The 16,937-nt window shown below is 38.4% G+C and carries 16 protein-coding genes; 5 read left to right on the forward strand and 11 right to left on the reverse strand.

Going from position 1 to position 16,937, the window contains the following annotated elements:
• Window positions 1-7: 7 nt before the first annotated feature.
• The 11 genes from atpA to BLP81_RS08570 form a co-directional block, all read right to left on the reverse strand.
• Window positions 8-1,588 (reverse strand): F0F1 ATP synthase subunit alpha, encoded by a 1,581-nt coding sequence (atpA, locus tag BLP81_RS08520; protein WP_093368032.1) that lies wholly within the window; start codon window positions 1,586-1,588, stop codon window positions 8-10.
• Window positions 1,589-1,629: 41 nt separating this feature from the next.
• Window positions 1,630-2,157 carry an ATP synthase F1 subunit delta gene (gene atpH / locus BLP81_RS08525; RefSeq protein WP_093368033.1) on the reverse strand — a complete coding sequence of 176 codons (528 nt, stop codon included), beginning with the start codon at window positions 2,155-2,157 and terminating at the stop codon, window positions 1,630-1,632.
• Between the two features lie 8 nt (window positions 2,158-2,165).
• Window positions 2,166-2,660: a F0F1 ATP synthase subunit B gene (locus BLP81_RS08530; protein ID WP_093368034.1), complete on the reverse strand. Its 495-nt coding sequence runs from the start codon at window positions 2,658-2,660 to the stop codon at window positions 2,166-2,168.
• A 79-nt stretch (window positions 2,661-2,739) separates the two neighbouring features.
• Window positions 2,740-2,964: an ATP synthase F0 subunit C gene (gene atpE / locus BLP81_RS08535; protein ID WP_003434627.1), complete on the reverse strand. Its 225-nt coding sequence runs from the start codon at window positions 2,962-2,964 to the stop codon at window positions 2,740-2,742.
• Between the two features lie 25 nt (window positions 2,965-2,989).
• On the reverse strand, window positions 2,990-4,078 hold the full coding sequence (gene atpB, locus BLP81_RS08540) for a F0F1 ATP synthase subunit A (protein ID WP_093368035.1): 1,089 nt from the start codon (window positions 4,076-4,078) through the stop codon (window positions 2,990-2,992).
• 135 nt (window positions 4,079-4,213) lie between these two features.
• A complete protein-coding gene (locus BLP81_RS08545) occupies window positions 4,214-4,603 on the reverse strand; it encodes a DUF6168 family protein (RefSeq protein WP_093368036.1) in 390 nt (129 codons plus the stop codon).
• A 6-nt stretch (window positions 4,604-4,609) separates the two neighbouring features.
• A complete protein-coding gene (locus BLP81_RS08550) occupies window positions 4,610-4,825 on the reverse strand; it encodes an AtpZ/AtpI family protein (protein WP_093368037.1) in 216 nt (71 codons plus the stop codon).
• Window positions 4,800-5,204: a bactofilin family protein gene (locus BLP81_RS08555; RefSeq protein ID WP_093368038.1), complete on the reverse strand. Its 405-nt coding sequence runs from the start codon at window positions 5,202-5,204 to the stop codon at window positions 4,800-4,802. Before BLP81_RS08555 ends, BLP81_RS08550 begins: the two co-directional genes overlap by 26 nt.
• Before the next feature lies 1 nt (window position 5,205).
• The gene (gene porW / locus BLP81_RS08560; protein WP_143002821.1) at window positions 5,206-7,752 is read right to left on the reverse strand and encodes a type IX secretion system periplasmic lipoprotein PorW/SprE; all 2,547 of its coding nucleotides are present in this window, start codon (window positions 7,750-7,752) and stop codon (window positions 5,206-5,208) included.
• A 106-nt stretch (window positions 7,753-7,858) separates the two neighbouring features.
• Complete coding sequence (locus BLP81_RS08565; protein ID WP_093368039.1) at window positions 7,859-8,563, reverse strand: ABC transporter ATP-binding protein; 705 nt, start codon at window positions 8,561-8,563, stop codon at window positions 7,859-7,861.
• 9 nt (window positions 8,564-8,572) lie between these two features.
• Complete coding sequence (locus BLP81_RS08570; protein WP_093368040.1) at window positions 8,573-10,048, reverse strand: DUF5687 family protein; 1,476 nt, start codon at window positions 10,046-10,048, stop codon at window positions 8,573-8,575.
• Between the two features lie 114 nt (window positions 10,049-10,162).
• Between BLP81_RS08570 and BLP81_RS08575 the strand changes: the two genes are divergently transcribed.
• The 5 genes from BLP81_RS08575 to BLP81_RS08595 all read left to right on the forward strand — a co-directional run bounded on the left by BLP81_RS08575 (window position 10,163) and on the right by BLP81_RS08595 (window position 16,934).
• Window positions 10,163-11,776, forward strand: a complete 1,614-nt coding sequence (locus BLP81_RS08575; protein ID WP_093368041.1) for a M14 family metallopeptidase — start codon at window positions 10,163-10,165, stop codon at window positions 11,774-11,776.
• Between the two features lie 3 nt (window positions 11,777-11,779).
• Window positions 11,780-13,513, forward strand: coding sequence for a M14 family metallopeptidase (locus BLP81_RS08580; protein WP_093368042.1), 1,734 nt, complete (start codon window positions 11,780-11,782; stop codon window positions 13,511-13,513).
• A 69-nt stretch (window positions 13,514-13,582) separates the two neighbouring features.
• Window positions 13,583-14,116, forward strand: coding sequence for a 3-hydroxyanthranilate 3,4-dioxygenase (locus BLP81_RS08585; protein ID WP_093368043.1), 534 nt, complete (start codon window positions 13,583-13,585; stop codon window positions 14,114-14,116).
• 53 nt (window positions 14,117-14,169) lie between these two features.
• The gene (gene amaB / locus BLP81_RS08590; protein WP_093368044.1) at window positions 14,170-15,723 is read left to right on the forward strand and encodes an L-piperidine-6-carboxylate dehydrogenase; all 1,554 of its coding nucleotides are present in this window, start codon (window positions 14,170-14,172) and stop codon (window positions 15,721-15,723) included.
• Window positions 15,724-15,938: 215 nt separating this feature from the next.
• Window positions 15,939-16,934, forward strand: a complete 996-nt coding sequence (locus BLP81_RS08595) for a beta-ketoacyl-ACP synthase III (protein ID WP_093368045.1) — start codon at window positions 15,939-15,941, stop codon at window positions 16,932-16,934.
• Window positions 16,935-16,937: the final 3 nt, after the last annotated feature.

Here is a 16,937-nt window from a genome sequence, read left to right on the forward strand (position 1 = left end):
TTAAACCTTATGCTTCGTATTTTGCGGATATTTCTTTCGCTGCACTTTCAAGCGCATCTGTAAGTTCGTCGTTATACTTGCCTGCCTTTAATTGATCTAACACATCGCGATGCTTAGAGTTCAGGTAGGAGAGATAATCTTTTTCAAATTCCTTGACTTTCTCTACAGGAACATTTTTCAACAGGTTTTTTGTACCTGCATACACGATAGCGATTTGATCTTCAACGGCAAAAGGATTAGCTTCTGCTTGTTTTAGAATTTCAACATTACGCTTACCTTTTTCAATCGTACTTCTTGTGGAAGCATCCAAATCAGAACCAAATTTAGCGAAAGCTTCAAGCTCTCTATATTGTGCCTGGTCAAGTTTTAATGTCCCTGCTACTTTCTTCATTGATTTTATCTGAGCAGAACCCCCAACACGAGATACGGAAATACCTACGTCAATAGCCGGTCTTACACCAGAGTTAAATAAATCTGAGGTTAGGAAAATCTGTCCATCAGTAATCGAAATCACGTTGGTTGGAATATAAGCGGAAACGTCACCAGCCTGAGTTTCGATAATAGGCAGAGCGGTTAAGGATCCGCCCCCTTTTACTTTTCCCTGCAATGCTTCAGGCAAATCGTTCATTTGTTGTGCAATACCATCATCGTTGATAATTTTTGCTGAACGCTCAAGTAATCTGGAGTGAAGATAAAATACATCCCCCGGATAAGCTTCCCGACCTGGAGGTCTTCTTAATAACAAGGAAATCTCACGGTAAGCCACTGCCTGCTTGGATAAATCATCGTATATTATAAGTGCCGGTCTTCCCGTATCCCTGAAGTACTCACCAATTGCAGCACCTGCCATTGGGGCATATACCTGCATTGCTGCCGGATCTGAGGCGTTTGCTGCTACAATAGTAGTATAGGCCAGAGCCCCTCGCTCTTCCAAAAGATTGGCAATTCCTGCAACTGTAGAAGCTTTTTGTCCTATGGCAACGTAGATACAGTAAACTGGCTCTCCATTATCATAGAATTCTTTCTGATTAAGAATTGTATCAATACAAACAGAAGTCTTACCTGTCTGCCTGTCACCAATCACCAATTCTCTTTGACCTCTTCCTACAGGAACCATCGCATCAATAGATTTGATTCCTGTTTGCATTGGTTCTGTAACCGGTTGTCTATAAATAACACCAGGCGCTTTTCTCTCGATAGGCATCAAAAAAGTCTCCCCTTCTATGTCACCTTTTCCATCGATAGTTTCTCCCAGAGTATTGACAACACGACCAACTATTCCTTCTCCAACCTGGATAGAAGAGATTTTCTTGGTTCTTTTTACAGAATCGCCTTCGTTAATATCATTGGATTTACCTAAAAGCACAACACCTACAGTGTCTTCTTCCAAGTTAAGTACCATTCCGTTAAGTCCTCCTTCAAATTCTACAAGTTCTCCAAGTTCTGCATTGGTTAAGCCATATACATTGGCAATACCATCACCAACTCTAAGAACCGTTCCTACTTCATCCAAAGTGGTTTCGGATTCGAAACCGGAGATTTGCTTTTTTAAGATTGCTGAAACTTCAGCAGAGTTTACTTCAGCCATAATTTATTTTGCATTAAATGGTAAATACATACCGTTTAGTATTATGATAATTGTCTTTTGAATCGATTAAGACTGTTGGATACACTTGCATCGAATTGAAGGTCTTTCAATCTGAGTATAAATCCGCCAAGTATAGATTCATCTACTTGGTTTGTCAGATTTGCTTTGTATCCAGTAATTTCTTTAATTTTTGTTTGAACTTTTTCCTCCAAGTCTTTTGTCATTTTCACTGCAGTAACTACAGTAGCGGATTGGATATGATGCTTTGTGTTATAGAGTTCAATATACTGTTCTGAGACATGCATCAACAGTTCAACGCGGTTGTTTGCAGCAAGTGTTTTGATCAGTTTTTTGACCAGAGTCTCAACCTCATCAAAAACCTCTAAAAGCACAGTCTCTTTTTTGCTTACTTCTATCAATGGGCTAGTAAGCATCAGTTTAAGATCTTTATTATTGGAAATGGTAGAAAGAATAGAATTAAAGTTTTCCAAAACCTTATCTTCCAACTTCTCATCTTGAGCCAACTCTATAATGGCTTTCGCGTACCTTTTTCCTGCTCTACTTCCCATGTATCTTGTTAGTTAAGTTTAACGTCATCAAGCATTTTGTTGACCAAAGTCATTTGCTCATCTTTATCATCCAGCTGTTTCTTGACTACAGTTTCGGCGATTTGAACAGATAATTCGGCAACCTGAGATTTGATTTCCGCTAAAGCGGTTTTCTTTTCATTTTGAATAGCAGCTTGTGCCTTTTCGAGAATCTGTTCAGCTTTTTCATTGGCTTCTTCAGTCGCTTCAGCCATGATTTTTTTCTTCATCTGTTGAGCTTCTTTGAGCATTTCATCTCTTTCGGCTCTGGCCTGTTGAAGCATTTTTTCATTATCCGCTTTCAAGTTGGCCATTTCTTCTTTGGCTTTTTCAGCAGAAGCTAAAGCCTCATTAATCGAAGCTTCTCTTTCACCAACAGCTTTCATGACAGGTTTCCAGGCAAACTTTGTCAACAAGAATATAAGAATAATCATGACAACAACTTGCCATACAAATAATCCGTATTCAGGAGTAATTAAATCCATATATGATAACTATTTAATTTGATTCTAAAAAATAAAACCCTCACCCAACCAACCGTTGATCGTGAGGGTTTTCATCATTTTAAGTGGTTAGGACACCTAATAAAGCGGCCACTACTCCAAAAAGAGCAACACCCTCTACAAGTGCAGCAGCAATAATCATTGCGGTCTGAATTTTTCCAGAAGCTTCTGGCTGACGAGCGATAGCTTCCATGGCAGAGCCACCGATTTTACCAACGCCAATTCCTGCTCCTAAAACTGCTAAACCAGCTCCTAAAGCTGCGATACCTACGTGTAATAATTCCATAGTAAATAAATATTAAAAATTAAAGTTAATGATGTTCATGTTCTTGTACCGCCATCCCAATAAACAAGGCTGACAGCATGGTAAATATAAAGGCCTGCAAAAATGCAACTAATAATTCTAAAACTGTAATAAATAAAGCAAAAGGAACCGATATAGCGGCTACACCTGCAGTCTCTAATATAAAAATCAGTCCGATTAAACTCAAAATAATAATGTGACCCGCTGTTATGTTCGCAAACAAACGAATCATAAGTGCAATAGGCTTTATGAATACCCCCAGTATCTCTACTATTGCCAGAATTGGTTTTACAAATGTCGGAATGCCTGGCATCCAGAATACGTGTTGCCAGTAATCCTTATTAGCGTTAACCAGAATAAGAGCTAAGGTAAATAATCCCAAAGCTACCGTAATTGAAATATTACCGGTCACATTCGCTGCTCCTGGCAGTAAACCCATCAGGTTGGCAATCCAGATAAAGAAAAAGACCGTTAGCAAAAACGGCATGAATTTCATATATTTCTTTTCCCCTATTTGCGGTTTTGCAATTTCGTCTCTTACAAAAACAACCAGGGTTTCCAATATGTTTGTAAATCCTTTAGGCGCTTTCTTTGATTTCCTGTAATGTTTCGCCAGACCCATAAAAAGAATAATCATCAAAATTGAGGTCAGCAGCATTGACGCTACATTCTTGGTAATGGAAATATCAAAAGGGCTATTGGCATTTAAAGCAACATGCTCTTCTTCATTATATTCCAACTCCGTTTCGCCTTCATTTAAGACAAAAATCTTTTCATGATAATTTACAAATTTCTGCCCCCCGGCTTCTACGACATGCTCACCTTCCACATCGTGATGAAATGCACTTGACATAAATGATACTACACCTTCATCTGTCCATAAAATAACGGGTAATGGAATTGTGAAAGAATCCTCTCCTTCTCCAAAAAAATGCCAGCCATGAGAATCACTAATATGGTGCATGATCATTTCGGTAGGATTGAAACTTTCATCTACAACTTCATCCGTATCCAACTGAGCGAAAGAAGAAAAGGTGTTTAAAACAAGCAAGAGCATAAAAGCCACTGTAATCTTGGAAGATTTGTGTGTTGCCATAAAAAGTTGACTTAGTATCAATTCGAAAATTTCGTGCAAATGTAAGTTTTTACTTTCTAATTTTAAATGAAAGCTTAAAAAAATCTTTTTTCTAAAAGCATAAAATTAGTTTTCTGACATTTTTTTGAAAACCATTCAATTTTGATCTTTGGGATTGATGAGTTTAATCGACTGAACTGCTTCAAAAATTAGAAACAGAAAATAAGGTATAAAAAAATTCAAAATGTTGGTAAACGTTGGTTTGTCTTCAGAAAGAAACCCAGGAATTAAAAAAAGGATAGCGGCCAACATTTTCAGCAGACTTGTTCCCATAAAAGCAAATCCTGCATAATCTTTGAAATTGGTATAAACCAGCTGAGTAATCCCGGCAACTGCAAATGCAGAAATGACATGAAATAAATAAATGCCTCCAATAGAATAATAAGTAATTATTGAAAACTGGCTGTCTATTCCCCAGTGGACAAGGAAAAGAACAAGAGAAAAAAGCAGTATTGAAAGGTAGGTGTTACGAAACTTCTTATTCATATTTGTTTACTCCTTAAAATTTTTTAATGCGGTAATTACTTGAATCAAGGCAATGAAAATACCCAGAAGAGATAAGGTTATAGTGAACACTTTAGAAGAATCTGTATAGGTTGTATCTAGCCAGATCCCAAGAAAAACAGAACCGGTGATAACTATAGCCATCTGCAAACCAATTCCGGTAAAATAAAGCCAGGGGTTAGGCTGATTGTTCTTTTTTGACATTTTCAGATATCGATTTTATTGCCCCTTTCATACTACAAGTCGCATTAAACACGGCTCCCGGCTCAATAGAAAGCTTATCTGTGAAAACTTCCCCTTCAATTTTTGCAGTAGCTCTTAAGGTCAATAGTTTACTCACTTTGAGCTCGCCTTTAAATTCACCTTCGAAGTCTGCATTCTCACATTCTATTTGTCCTTCTATGTAGCCAGTTTTACCTACAACGATCTTGCCGGGAGTTTTAATATTCCCTATGACTTTTCCTTCAATGCGGAAGCTCCCCTGAGATTCTATTCCGCCTTTAAAAACAGTACCTTGAGCAATCTTATTTTGTTCTTTTGTTAAATCTGAGTTCATGGGATTATTTTTTTTTTCTGAAAACATATTATTTGTTTTTTGCTAAATATTCATCTAGGGTTTTATTAATCTGAGCAATCTTATAATTTTTTTTGGATATCACAAAATAAGTGAAATTTTCATCAATAATAGCATTTTTTATTAACTTATTGACCAATCCCTGCGCTCCAAGTTTACTTTTTAGACCATTTATCGTGACCAGGGTTTGATTTTGATTATAGATCTCTTCACTAAGACTCAAATCAAGACCTTTTTCATTTTGAATAGCGACGGACAAATTGCTCTTAACTTCTTCACGTTTAGAATCTTTAATGCTGCTTTTATCAAAATCAAATACCAACATGTATTCCGTATCCGGACCGGTTTGCATGTCAAATTCTGAAGCAAAAGAGGTTCTTTTTAATTCATTATACTGTTCTTGTGCGTACTTGCCTTCTTTAGATTGCGGATAGGTTAAGGCTACGTAATTAAGCGCTTCTGTATATGCTTTTACCCCTTCTAGTTTAGCCAGCACCCGAGCTTTGAGAAGTTCTAGTTTTGGCAAGATTGAGTTTCCCACAAAGACTTTGACATAAGTATCAATTTCATTTAAGACGTGCTGATAATTTCCAGATTTGTAATCCTTGTATAATGCATTATAAATATTTTGCGGATTATCGGCCGCATTTCTGTAAGCTTCGGGGTTTCTCAAAATACTAGCGTACCTGGAATCCGGATGCTGATTCAGTATTTCAGCTTTCCACCGGCTGGCCATAGCATCATCACCCATTTCTTCATAAATCTTGTAGAGATAGTATTTTGATGGTAAGATGAGGCGTTCCTCAGGACCGTTCTCCAGCAGAGAGTTTAATTTTGAAATAGCCAGATCATATCTTCCAAATTTCTCCTTATAAAGGATACCGAGTTGATAATTTGCAAAGTTTCTCTCATCAGAGATGCTATCTATAATGTTTTCATCGGTTGGAATTTTTGCGATATAGGTTTGCGGATCATATTCTGGTTTTGATTCCGTTTCTTCCCTGAAAATCTCTTCATTATCATTTTCCAGACCAGCTCTTTTTACAGGCTTGGTCCTCCAGCTATCCCTCAACTCAATATCTCCCCAAATCTTCCTGAAGACTATTTCTCCCTTTTCTGCTTCAACAATATTGTAAAAGTAAAAATTGGTGGTGTTCGGTGCTTTACCACCAATTCGGCTCTTTTGAGCACCGAATCTAGAATTGACTAACTTGGTCCCTGTTTCTTCAGCAAAGACACTTTTTTCTTCTTCTTTAAGTTCATCTATATAAGCGGTAAAAACCTTAATTCGCTCTTTTTCCGATGCCTCGACTAAATTTAAAATACTGTCATTTTCTTCGGCGATTATTTCAAACTTGATGACGTCCTCTAGGTTATCTCTTTTTCTTTTAATCTGAATATATTCTAAAGTTCCCTGCGCTAGATTGGTTAAAGTACTGTCATAATACTTGCCAGCGGTCTCGTAAGAAGCTTTATCAAAATAAATTTCACCAAGATTGAAATAACTTCTGCTTTTCAAATACTTATCCTCAGCGTCTTGTCTTAAAGATTCATTGAATTTTTCTATAGCAAGTCCAACCGAATCTTTCGCTAACCTAAAAATAGCATTGTCGTAATATATATAATCTAAAAAAGGACGATTTTCCCTTTGGTCTGCCATCTCCTGAAAAGCCATTTCGGTCTCAGCCCAAGCTGTATTTTCAAGATCGCCAAGCCTCAGTTTCTCCAGTTCGGAATGAATTTTATAACGCCGTGGCGACTTTCTGTTTAAGGCAATAACCTCATCAAAACTTACCCTGGCACTGTCTTTCTCACCTAATAAAGAATACAGCTGACCTTTAATAAAAAGCAACCTCCCTTTTTTTTCATCCGAAGGTGTCGCTTCAATAGCCATTCTTAAGGGTGGAATAGCTAATCGTTTTTCATCTTCAAAAATGTATGCCTGAGCAAGCGTTGCAGAAGCTTCGTATTGTTCTAAGGGCGATAATTCTGAGGTTTGGATCAATGAAATCAAATTCTCAATAGCCATATCGTAATACTCGAGCCTTAAGTTGGTTTTTTCTAACCAGATTTTAGCTTCATTGATGGTAGAGCTTTCCGGATAATGATTCAAGATAAAACTGAAAGCATCTTTGGCAGGGATAAACCGCTGGTCGAAATAGCGCGCTTTTCCCAAAAGCAAAAAAGCCTCATCTATCTGTGGATTGTATTCTTTTCCCCCCATAAACATTGAGTGTTTTTGGATAGCCTTCGTGGCTTTTTCCTCTGCCTTTTGAAAAGGGGTGTTTTCAGAATCATCAGAATTTTGTCTTGTATTTGGTGATGGATTCGCCTTTATTGCCATTCTTTCAATTGGCAAAATCGCCCAGTAATCTTCTTTATAGGCATTTTCAACCTCTGTTTTGCCCTGCTCAAGCTCTAGATTACCATTATAGACTATATTGTAGTAGGTTGTCATGGCATGAAAATTCTTGTTCAAGAATTTATCTTTTTTTCTTGAACAGGAAGTTATCACAGTAACACCAAGGAGAACTAAGAAAATAAATTTTATGCGCATCTAAATAAAGCTAGACTTTATAACTGTAAAATTTGAGTGATAGTATAAAACTGTAAAAATAGGCAGATTTTATAAACCCTGGCTTTTTAGACTCTGGAAATGAAAATCACCTCTCAAAATAGAGCTCCAATTCTTTAAGCGTAGCTTCGCTGGTGTAAATATCTTTTACAATTCGACCCTTATCCAAAACAACTACACGTTCACAAACTTCTGTCACGTGCATCAAGTCATGACTGGACACCAGCACAGTCACATGTTTTTGAGAAGACAGTTCCTTAATGATTTTCTTAAGCCGAATTTGAGTAGTAGGATCAAGATTGGCAAAAGGTTCATCGAGAATCACCACTTCAGGATTACCGATAAGAGCCGCAACAATTCCAGCTTTCTTTTGGTTTCCTTTGGAAAGATCTCTCAAATATTTCTTCTGATTGAGAATTTCTCCATGAAAAAAGTCTTCAAATTCCGCCAAAAGCTCATCCACCTCAGATTTAGAGGTATTGCGTAAGTCTCCTATAAAGTAAAAATATTCTTCAGCAGTAAGATAGCCTATCAAAAAACTTTCATCGATAAAAGAGGAAGTAAAAGGCTTCCAGTCTTCGCTCTGACTCACCTCTACCCCCTTATTTTCTATCTGTCCAGTTGTAGGTTTAATCAAATCCAAAAGCAGGCTGAAAAACGTTGTTTTTCCAGCCCCGTTGTTCCCTACTAAGCCAAAACTCTGGCCTTTTGGAATGTCTAAAGCTTCGATATCTAACACTTTATCGGCCTTGTAGCTCTTAGATAAGTTTTGAACTTGAATAATTGTTTCCATAAGATATCCTTATTTTTTTTCTGAAAAAGCTGAAATGGTCTTGTATTTATTCTTCTGATACAGGTTCTCTATCAGTTTTAAAAAGTAAGATTTGAAAACCAAGCCTAAAAGTCCGCTTAATGCCAAGGCAATAATACCTGCATTGAAATTGATAAGTTTATAAGGTATATAAAAGATAATCATCGGACCTAAGATTTTTGGCAAACTGATGAGTAACTGGGTTGGATTGAAACCTTGAGTATTGCTGAAGGCTTTCGCTTTTTGGTTGAGCTCTATAGGGACCCTATTAAGCGCACCTCCATATAAAGTAATAAATGAATTTAGCCCGATATTAAAGGAGGCTCCAGCGGCAATCATGACATAAATCTCCCAGCCAAAATAGATATAGGGCGTACTCAATATAAAAGACACTGCACAGCCAATAGCCATCAACAACCATTTGGACTCTAAATATTGTCTATAGGACACGTTTTGGCTCATCATCAGTTTGTAATACTCACTATCCCAGGAAGGCACCAGTTGCCCAAAAGTCATGAGGAATCCGCCTGTCACAAAGACTCCGGCAAAAGCAATAACTACTGGCATCTCTTTATATATATCTTGTGTAAAAAAGAATAAGCCATAAAAGAGAAAGAAAAAAGAAATGAGCAAGACCTGTTTTGGTCTGGCATTTCTGGTAATCATTTTGACATCGTTTTTTAAAAACGTAGCCAGGGTTCCAAAGCGGTTTAAAAACTCCAGATTGTAATTTTTAAATTTTTCCTTTTTAGCCTGAACCGCCCCGTCCACATAGAAATTACTCCTGAGTAATCTATAGTTGGCTTTGAACAGGAACAAGACCAGGGCTAATGGGACAAGAACGGTAAACCCCAGATTATAAAATGAAAGAAAGAAAACTCCTGTGTAAGGAGAAATATCAAAGACCCCAAAATATTTCAGGCCGATGAAAGAAGCTAGCAAAGCGATAACAACAACAAATACTGCAGTGTTTTTATTAAGTATAAAATTCAAAAAATTAATTGAAAAGCTGATGGATAGAATCCCTGCAAACCAAAGCAAAACCATAACTGGATTATAGCCTTGAACCATCAACACAATAACCAGTGGAATAAAAAACAACAAGGGTAAAATGTTGAAAAAAGAAAAAGAAGTTTTCAGAAGTAAGAATTGAATAACTGACTGTCTTTTTACGGGAAGCAGTAACATGGGTTTAATATTCATTACAGGTAACTGCTGCATAAAATATCTAAGCGCCAGATCTCCAAGCACCCAGTAGATCAAATAATTATTGATAAGGATAAAAGGATCCTGATTTGGAACTGCTTTTTTGAAAAGAAAAAAAATACCGGCGCCCGCTAAAATAGCCAGACTTGCAAAATAAAGCGCTCCTAGAAACATCAAGATTTTAATAGCCAGCCCTTTTTCGAAAAAAGAAGAGCGCCTAAACTGCTTCCACTCAAGGCTTAAAAATTGCTTTGTAGTCATTTAGTAAAGTTTCTGTAATAAGTCTTTATCCCCATGAAATTGTTACATATCTCTTGCTCAAATTTTCATTTTTTTTTGTGATAAATAAAGTTATTTTTATGAAAAATTTTAAATATGAAGCAAATCACAGCAATTATTGTATTGATATTGGCTCAAAGCTTAGCTTTTTCCCAGGGAGACTATCCGGATCTTAATCAGATATCCAAACGCCTTAAAGCCCTGGATGACCACCCTAAGGTTAAGCTGACCACTTTAACCAAAACCCTTGGAGGAAATGACATTTATGCCCTTAAAATAGGTACGGGTGATCTCGATAATAAACCTGCTATTGCTGTTGTAGGGGGAGTAGAAGGCTATCATGTTTTGAGTGTAGAACTCGCTTTGCAATTTGCCGAGCGTCTTGTAACAGAGGAAGCTGACGTTCTGGATGGAACCACCTTTTATGTCTTCCCTAATATGTCTCCAGAAGCTTACGCTCAATACCATGACCAGCTGAAATATGAGCGCCGGGGAAATGCCTCCAGTTTGGACCACGATCGAGATGGCAGAATGAACGAAGATCCTTATGAAGACTTAAACAATGATGGTTTTATCACCCAAATCCGTATCGAAAGCCCTGTTGGGAAATACATTTCACATCCAGACGATGCTAGAGCGATGGTGGAAGTAGATACTTCCTCCTCCGATGCCACTCGATATCAAGTATATTCTGAAGGTTTTGACAATGACAAGGATGATAAATTCAATGAAGGCTTGAAAGAAGCTTATGCCTTCAACAAAATTTTTAGTTTCAAATTTCCGGTCTTTGAACCTCTAGCCGGAGACTATGCGGTTTCGCAAATAGAAACCAGAGCCTTGCTGGATTATCTTTATAAGCAATTTAACATTTATGCGTTTGTGACTTTTGGACCTGCAAATAACCTGTCATCTCCTCTGAAATATGACGCACAAGAAGCCAAAAAAAGAATCGTTTCTTCTCCTTTGAAAGGTGATGTAGCTATCAATAAAATGATCTCAGAAATCTACAACGAAAGCATCTCTCAAAAGCCTTACAAACAGGATAATCATGGAACCGATGGAGATTTTTTCCAGTGGGCTTATTTCCATTTTGGAAGACTGAGTTTTAGCACGCCAGGCTGGTGGGTTCCGGAAGCCAAAAAGGATACGACCTCTGCGTCAGATAAAAAGATAAAGGAAACGGAAGTTTCAAACTTCCTGAAATGGGCAGAGCAAGAAAACCTGGACAATGTATTTATTGAATGGGAAAAAATCAACCATCCCAGCTTTAAAAATCAAACTGTTGAAGTTGGCGGTGTAAAACCTTTTGTGATGGAAAACCCACCATTTTCTAAAGTGGATAGTATTGCTTTAGAACATACTAATTTTATTCTGAAACTGGCGCAGCAACAACAAAAGCTGGAGTTTCACAACCTTAAGGTGGAAGACTTAAATGGCGGGCTGAAGCGAATTACGGTAGACTTGCTCAACAATGGTAATTTGCCTTCACATTCAGAATTAGGTCAGCGTTCGCGCTGGCTAAAAAAAATAAGAGTTGACCTTAACCTATCAGAAGACGATATTATTGTAGGCAATAACATAGAATTAATCGACAGGATGGAAGCCTTGGAAACTAAAACTTTATCCTGGGTTATAAAAGGAAACGGAAAAGTAAACTTGAAAGCTGGTGCGCCGCATACCGGCTTCACAGAATTAAACATAAACTTATAAGTCATGAAAATTATCAATTATACCTCTCTTTTTTCCTTAGCTATATTAGTGATGTTTGGCTCTGTATCCCATGCTCAGGAAAAATTTTTTAGAGCTATAGGAACCCCTCATCAACCCAAAGTAGAAGCCAGCTGGAATCGCTACAACACCTATGCTGGAATTGTGGATCTGATGGAGAAAATTGCCGATGCCTATCCAGAATTAACGCGAATGGAAAGCATAGGGAAATCCTACGAAGGTCGAGATATTTATATGCTGGCTGTTTCCGATTTCAACACTGGAGATCCGGATGAGAAACCGGCGATGTACATCGATGGTAACATCCATTCCAATGAAATACAAGGGGCTGAATTCTCACTATACACCGCCTGGTACCTCACGGAAATGTTTGGTGAATTGGAGTTTATAAACCAGCTGCTGAAAGATAAAACCTTTTATATCGTCCCAACTATCAATCCGGATGCCAGAGATAATTATATGAAAGAGCCCAACACACCGCATTCTCCAAGGTCTGGGATGATAGTTCTGGACAACGACGGAGATGGTAAAGCTGGTGAAGACGGTTTTGACGACCTCAACAACGATAATCACATTACCTACATGATTCGTAAATCCCCCTCGGGGCAATACATCAAAGATCCTCAGGACAACAGACGCCTGATAAGAGTTCCTATGGAGGAACAGGGAGACTACGAAATGCTCGGGTATGAAGGGATCGACAATGACAATGATGGGGAACTAAATGAAGATGGCATTGGCTATTATGACCCCAACAGGGACTGGGGCTGGAAGTGGCAGCCGGACTATGTGCAGCGTGGCGCTTACAAATATCCGTTCAGTTTACCTGAAAGCAGGGCTGTTGCAGACTTTGTCATGAAACATCCCAATATTGCCGGTGCGCAAAGTTATCATAACTACGGCGGTATGATCCTAAGAGGTCCTGGCGCAAAAGAAGATATCGACACTTACAACCAGGAAGATATTCAGATTTACGATGCTATTGCAGAAAAAGGTGAAGAGATGATTCCCGGCTATCGTTACCTCACCGTTTATAAAGATCTATATTCGGTATTTGGCGGTGAGTTAGATTGGTTTTACGGTGGCAGAGGAATTTATACCTATACCAATGAACTCATGGTTTCCTATCTGTATTTTCACGAAAATAAAGGAAGAGGCAACCAGGAAGAAGAACTGAAAGTCGATAAATATTTGACTTTTGGCGATGCTTTTGTAGACTGGAAAGAGTATAAACACCCTCAATTTGGGAAGATTGAAATTGGAGGCTTCAAAAAGAATTTCGGAAGAGCACATCCGGGCTTTCTTCTGGAACAGGACGCGCACAGGAATATGGCTTTTACCATTTATCATGCTTACCAGACGCCGAAGCTTAGCATTTTGAACGTAGAAGAGAAATCCATAGGCAATGGTCTCAAGGAAATAACAGCTACCATTTATAATGAACGCTTAATGCCGACGCACAGCAGCCAGGATTTAAAATATAAGATTGAACGCCCGGACCTGGTAAGCATTTCCAATGCAGATGTTGTAGCGGGGATGATTGTGGAAGATGATGATTTCAATAAAGCGACAGAACAAGTTCAAAATCCGGAAACTATGAGAGTTTCGAATATTCCCGGAATGGGAACTGTAAAAGTAAGATGGATTGTTTCTGGTGGTAAAAACTATAAGATTGAAGTAGATTCTGAAAAAGGAGGAAAACTATCCTGGAGCAAATAATGCTAATCTAAACTTAAGCTGAGAAATTTATCCTGAGTCTTTTCTTATTTTTAAAACAAATTAAAAAAAATGAGTGTTTCACAACCCTTCAATCTAAATCAGTGGATAAAAGAAAATCGAGATTTACTAAAGCCCCCTGTTGGCAATAAAAATCTCTATAAAGATTCTGGAGATTATATTGTCATGATTGTCGGCGGACCCAACGCCCGTAAGGATTACCATTATAATGAAACCGAAGAATTATTTTATCAGCTGGAGGGTGAGATCGAGGTGCATATTCAGGAATATGGCAAAAAGAAAACCATGACTTTAGGGCCCGGGGACATGTATTTGCATCCGGCCAAAACTCCGCATTCACCAGTAAGAAAAGAAGGGTCTATCGGGCTGGTTATCGAACGAAAACGAAGTCATCTGGATGTAAAGGACGGTTTGATCTGGTATTGTGATCATTGCAATCATAAATTACATGAAGTTTATTTCCCGCTCAATAATATCGAAAAGGATTTTTTAAAACATTTCGAAGAATTCTACTCCAGTGAAGACTTGAGGACCTGTGATAATTGTGGTGAGGTCATGCCTGTGGATGAACGATTTACAGCTTAAACCAAGAGCTGATATAATTTTCATAAATTCGTTTCAAATTAAAAAACAAAACAATGAGTACTATTTCAAAAGAATTTGGAATTGACGAGGCTTTAAAGCAACTCGATGTCCAAGCCGAAAATAAAGGAACTTCAGTGGGGGAGGATTTTTTTTCCAGTGGAGAATTTATAGAATCCTACTCACCTGTAGATGGTGCTTTAATTGGCAAAGTACAAGCCACTACAAAAGAAGATTATGAGAAAGTGGCCAGCACGGCTCACAAAGGTTTTAAAGAATGGAGAACCTGGCCAGCTCCGGCAAGAGGAGAAGTGGTTCGTCAATTCAACGATGAATTGCGAAGACTGAAAGCTCCGCTTGGTAAATTGGTGTCCTACGAAATGGGTAAATCATACCAGGAAGGACTTGGAGAAGTTCAGGAAATGATAGATATCTGCGATTTTGCAGTAGGTCTGTCCAGACAACTTCACGGATTAACCATGCATTCTGAACGACCAGGTCACCGCATGTACGAACAATGGCATCCCCTGGGAGTCGTTGGTATTATTTCTGCATTCAATTTCCCTGTAGCTGTATGGTCCTGGAATACGGCTTTAGCTTGGGTTTGCGGTGATGCCTGTATCTGGAAAGGTTCTGAAAAGACTCCATTAACCTCTGTCGCCTGCCAAAAAATAGCGGCTAGAGTCTTTAAAGAAAACAATGTACCTGAAGGAATTTCATCATTGATCACAGGAGATTATAAGGTAGGAGAATATATGACTGAAGACAAACGTATTCCTTTAGTATCAGCGACAGGCTCAATAAGAATGGGCAGGATTGTTGCTCAGGCAGTAGCCAAACGACTAGGAAAATCCTTATTGGAACTCGGCGGAAATAATGCCATCATCGTTACTCCGGATGCGGATATCAAAAACACGGTTATCGGTGCTGTTTTTGGAGCTGTAGGTACCTGCGGACAACGTTGTACTTCGACAAGGAGACTCATCATACACGAGTCTATCTACGATAAAGTCAAAAACGCTATTGTAGACGCTTATCAGCAAATTCGCATTGGAAATCCTTTGGATGAAAACAATCATGTAGGACCTCTCATCGATAAAGATGCTGTCAAAAATTATCTTCACGCTTTAGAAGAAGTGAAAAAAGAAGGCGGAAAAATTTTAGTAGAGGGTGGCGTTTTGGAAGGAAAAGGATATGAAAGCGGATGTTATGTGAAACCCGCCATTGCAGAGGCAAAAAATGAGTTTGAAATTGTACAGCATGAAACTTTTGCTCCCGTCCTTTATATCATGAAATATTCTGGTGAGGTAGATCAGGCTCTCGAACTCCAAAATGGAGTTGTCCAGGGATTATCTTCTGCCATCATGACCAATAATCTCCGAGAGGCAGAGCTGTTTTTATCTGTTGAAGGATCGGATTGTGGAATAGCCAACGTCAATATTGGCACCTCTGGCGCAGAGATTGGAGGAGCTTTTGGAGGCGAAAAAGACACTGGCGGAGGAAGAGAATCTGGTTCCGATGCCTGGAAAGTCTATATGAGGCGACAAACCAATACCATTAACTACACCAAAGATCTTCCACTTGCTCAAGGAATAAAATTCGATTTATAACTTATAAAAACCCTGGAAGGCCGATTTATTTTCGGCCTTCTAAGGTTTTCTAATCGTATACTGAAGATTAATCAATAAAGGCTTATAAAAAGCAGACTGAATTAGATATCTGTTAATTAAAACTTATCAGGCTTTTTGGTAACAACGAAAAAACCACTTAATTTGCAAACTTATATAGGGTTTGTAATAGTGATGGAAAAGAAATATAATTTTATATGGGCGATATAAAAGCGGCCATTACTGCAGTAGGCGGATATGTCCCGGAGTATGTTCTAAGCAATGAAATACTGGAAACCATGGTAGAAACCAATGATGAGTGGATCACCGCAAGAACAGGTATTAAAGAACGACGTATTTTGAAAGCACCCCTTCAAGGTTCATCCTTTTTAGGGATTAAGGCTTGTGAAGATTTGTTCAGTAAAACCTCAACTAAGCCGGAAGAGATTGATTTAGTCATTTTTGCGACTGCCACACCAGACATGCCTGTAGCTTCTTCTGCAGCTTATCTGGCTTCTGAAATTGGTGCTGTCAATGCTTTTTCATTCGATTTACAATCGGCTTGTTCTAGTTTTCTTTACGGAATGTCCACAGCCTCTTCTTATATTGAATCTGGAAAATACAGGCATATTTTACTTGTCGGAGCTGATAAAATGTCCTCTATAATAGATTATACAGACAGGAGCACCTGCATTATTTTTGGAGACGGTGGTGGTGCCGTCTTATTTTCCCCAAATACGGAAGGTTTAGGTTTGCAGGATGAGATCTTAAGAACCGATGGAACAGGTCGAGAATTTTTGAAAATTGGTGCAGGAGGCTCACTATTACCGGCTTCTGAAGAAACCCTGAAAAATAAACAACATTTTGTGTTTCAGGATGGTAAAACAGTGTTTAAGTTTGCAGTGTCCAATATGGCAGGTATAAGTGAAGAAATTATGCAAAGAAATAATCTTACTAGCAGCGATGTAGACTGGTTAGTTCCTCACCAGGCCAATAAGCGGATAATCGATGCAACTTATAAACGGATGAATCTAGATTCTGAAAAAGTATTGATGAATATACAGCGTTACGGAAATACAACTTCCGCGACTTTACCATTATTATTAAGCGATTACCAAAAACAATTAAAAAAGGGTGATAATCTTATATTTGCGGCATTTGGTGGCGGCTTCTCATGGGGCTCCATATATTTGAAATGGGCATATAACTCTTAACCC

The sequence above is a fragment of the Psychroflexus sediminis genome (genome assembly GCF_900099815.1).
Lineage (GTDB): Bacteria > Bacteroidota > Bacteroidia > Flavobacteriales > Flavobacteriaceae > Psychroflexus > Psychroflexus sediminis.

What these genes read in the sequence shown, in the direction of transcription:
- atpA (WP_093368032.1), bottom strand. Translation starts at nt 1,588, where the DNA reads ATGGCTGAAGTAAACTCTGCTGAAGTTTCAGCAATCTTAAAAAAGCAA.
- atpH (WP_093368033.1), bottom strand. Translation starts at nt 2,157, where the DNA reads ATGGGAAGTAGAGCAGGAAAAAGGTACGCGAAAGCCATTATAGAGTTG.
- BLP81_RS08530 (WP_093368034.1), bottom strand. Translation starts at nt 2,660, where the DNA reads ATGGATTTAATTACTCCTGAATACGGATTATTTGTATGGCAAGTTGTT.
- atpE (WP_003434627.1), bottom strand. Translation starts at nt 2,964, where the DNA reads ATGGAATTATTACACGTAGGTATCGCAGCTTTAGGAGCTGGTTTAGCA.
- atpB (WP_093368035.1), bottom strand. Translation starts at nt 4,078, where the DNA reads ATGGCAACACACAAATCTTCCAAGATTACAGTGGCTTTTATGCTCTTG.
- BLP81_RS08545 (WP_093368036.1), bottom strand. Translation starts at nt 4,603, where the DNA reads ATGAATAAGAAGTTTCGTAACACCTACCTTTCAATACTGCTTTTTTCT.
- BLP81_RS08550 (WP_093368037.1), bottom strand. Translation starts at nt 4,825, where the DNA reads ATGTCAAAAAAGAACAATCAGCCTAACCCCTGGCTTTATTTTACCGGA.
- BLP81_RS08555 (WP_093368038.1), bottom strand. Translation starts at nt 5,204, where the DNA reads ATGTTTTCAGAAAAAAAAAATAATCCCATGAACTCAGATTTAACAAAA.
- porW (WP_143002821.1), bottom strand. Translation starts at nt 7,752, where the DNA reads ATGCGCATAAAATTTATTTTCTTAGTTCTCCTTGGTGTTACTGTGATA.
- BLP81_RS08565 (WP_093368039.1), bottom strand. Translation starts at nt 8,563, where the DNA reads ATGGAAACAATTATTCAAGTTCAAAACTTATCTAAGAGCTACAAGGCC.
- BLP81_RS08570 (WP_093368040.1), bottom strand. Translation starts at nt 10,048, where the DNA reads ATGACTACAAAGCAATTTTTAAGCCTTGAGTGGAAGCAGTTTAGGCGC.
- BLP81_RS08575 (WP_093368041.1), top strand. Translation starts at nt 10,163, where the DNA reads ATGAAGCAAATCACAGCAATTATTGTATTGATATTGGCTCAAAGCTTA.
- BLP81_RS08580 (WP_093368042.1), top strand. Translation starts at nt 11,780, where the DNA reads ATGAAAATTATCAATTATACCTCTCTTTTTTCCTTAGCTATATTAGTG.
- BLP81_RS08585 (WP_093368043.1), top strand. Translation starts at nt 13,583, where the DNA reads ATGAGTGTTTCACAACCCTTCAATCTAAATCAGTGGATAAAAGAAAAT.
- amaB (WP_093368044.1), top strand. Translation starts at nt 14,170, where the DNA reads ATGAGTACTATTTCAAAAGAATTTGGAATTGACGAGGCTTTAAAGCAA.
- BLP81_RS08595 (WP_093368045.1), top strand. Translation starts at nt 15,939, where the DNA reads ATGGGCGATATAAAAGCGGCCATTACTGCAGTAGGCGGATATGTCCCG.